Below are 2,108 nucleotides of genomic sequence, written 5' to 3' on the forward strand. Positions count from 1 at the left end.
ATGACGATGTAGCTGAACGGGATGACCATCGTCCCGACCACGAACTGGCGGATCGTCCGCCCGCGGGAGATGCGGGCGAGGAACAGGCCGACGAAGGCAGCCCAGGCGATCCACCAGGCCCAGAAGAAGAGGGTCCAGCTGTTGAGCCACTCGACCGGGCGCTCGAAGGCGAAGGTCTGCATCGTCAGGCTGGGGAAACTGCTGACGAAGTCCCCGATGTTGAGCACCAGCCCGTTGAGGAGGAAGGTCGTCTTCCCCGCGAAGAGCACGAACGCGGCCAGGCCGATGGCCAGCAGCACGTTGAGCTGCGAGAGCCGCTTGATCCCCCGGTCCACGCCGCTCACCGCGGACACGGTGGCCGCCGCGACGGCCAGGACGATGAGCCCGATCTGCGCCGCGCGTCCCTCGGGGATGCCGAAGAGCACCTCCAGGCCGAAGTTGAGCTGAACGACGCCGATGCCCAGCGACGTGGCGACCCCGAATATGGTGCCCAGGACCGCGGCGATGTCCACGCCGTGACCCAGGGGGCCCTGGACGCGCTTGCCGAAGACGGGGTACAGCGCGGACCGGATGGCCAGCGGCAGGTTCCGGCGGTAGGAGAAGTAGGCCAGCGCCATCCCCATCAGCGCGTACATGCCCCATCCGGTCAGGCCGTAGTGGAACAGCGTCCAGACGGTCGCCTCCCGCGCCGCCGCCACGGTCTCCCCCTCGCCGACCGGCGGCGCGAGGTACTGCGTCACCGGCTCGGCGACCGCGAAGAACATCAGGTCGGTGCCGATGCCGGCGGCGAAGAGCATCGACGCCCAGGCGAAGGTGCTGTACTGCGGCGTCGAGTGCTCGGGCCCGAGCTTGGTACGGCCGTAGCGGGAGATGCCGAGGAAGAGCACGAAGACCAGGACGGCGGTCGCGAACAGGATGTAGAACCAGCCGAACCACTCCGACGTCCAGCCCACCAGCGTGCCGATCGTCTCCGCAGCCGCCGTCGGGGAGACCATCGCCCAACCGGCGATCAGCAGGACGCCGATCGCCGAGCCGTAGAAGACGGGACCCTTGATCCGGGCCGGTGGGACGGGGTCGGTCGTGGCCTCCGCGGGGGCCGCTCGTTTCCTCATGACAACTCCATGGGGTCGTGGTGCACGGGTCGCCGGGCGGGTGGAGCGGCGTCCGGTCGGGAGGCGGTACCGGGGGGACGGCGAGCGGCGCAGGCCGCCGGCCGGGAACGACGGGACCGAGGGGCTGAGGGGCCTCAGGCCCCGTTCCCCGCGGGCCGGCCGAACCAGTCCTGCCGGGCGGGACGGGTGTTGTGCCAGATGTGCTTGGCCTCGCGGTACTCGGCGAGACCTGCCAGGCCGAGCTCGCGCCCGTTGCCCGATCGTCCGAACCCGCCCCACTCCGCCTGCGGGAGGTACGGGCCGAAGTCGTTGATCCAGACCGTTCCGTGGCGGAGGGCGCGGGCCACCCGCTCGGCGCGGGCGGTGTCGGCGGTCCAGACCGCACCGGCGAGCCCGTAGTCGGTGTCGTTGCCGAGCGCGATCGCCTCCTCCTCCGTGGTGAACCGCTCCACGGTGAGGACGGGACCGAAGGACTCCTCCTGCACGATCCGCATGTCCCGCCGGCAGTCGGTGAACACAGTCGGCAGGTAGAAGAACCCGCCCGCCAGCTCCGGCTCGTCGGGACGGCGGCCACCGGTGACCAGCCGGGCGCCCTCGCGGACGCCGATCGCGACGTACTCCTCCACGCTCGCCCGGTGCTCCTCGGACACCAGCGGTCCGCTCTCGGTCGCCGGGTCGAACCCGTTGCCGAGGCGGATGCGCCGGGCGCGCTCGACCAGGGCCGCGACGAACTCGTCGTGGATCCCGTCCTGCACGATGACCCGGGTTCCCGCCGAGCACACCTGGCCGGAGTGCAGGAAGGCCGCCGTCAGCGCGTTGTCGACGGCGGTGTCGAGGTCGACGTCGGCGAAGACCACGTTGGGGTTCTTGCCACCGAGCTCGACGGTCACCTTCTTCACCGTCTCGGCGGCGGCCCGCAGGATCTCCTGCCCCGTGCTGAGGCCGCCGGTGAACGACACCATGTCCACGTCGGGGTGCTCGACCATCGCCGCCCCG

At 70.9% G+C, this 2,108-nt stretch carries 2 protein-coding genes; both read right to left on the bottom strand.

The features are described from left to right. Positions 1-1,112, bottom strand: a 1,112-nt coding sequence (locus VN520_RS12285; RefSeq protein WP_325746920.1) for a BCCT family transporter, incomplete at its 3' end; no start/stop codon positions are given. A gap of 134 nt (positions 1,113-1,246) precedes the next feature. After that, positions 1,247-2,108 (bottom strand): aldehyde dehydrogenase family protein (locus VN520_RS12290; RefSeq protein ID WP_325746921.1); only part of this gene is annotated, 862 nt, incomplete at its 5' end.

The sequence above is a fragment of the Streptomyces sp. genome (genome assembly GCF_035563135.1).
Taxonomy (GTDB): domain Bacteria; phylum Actinomycetota; class Actinomycetes; order Streptomycetales; family Streptomycetaceae; genus Streptomyces.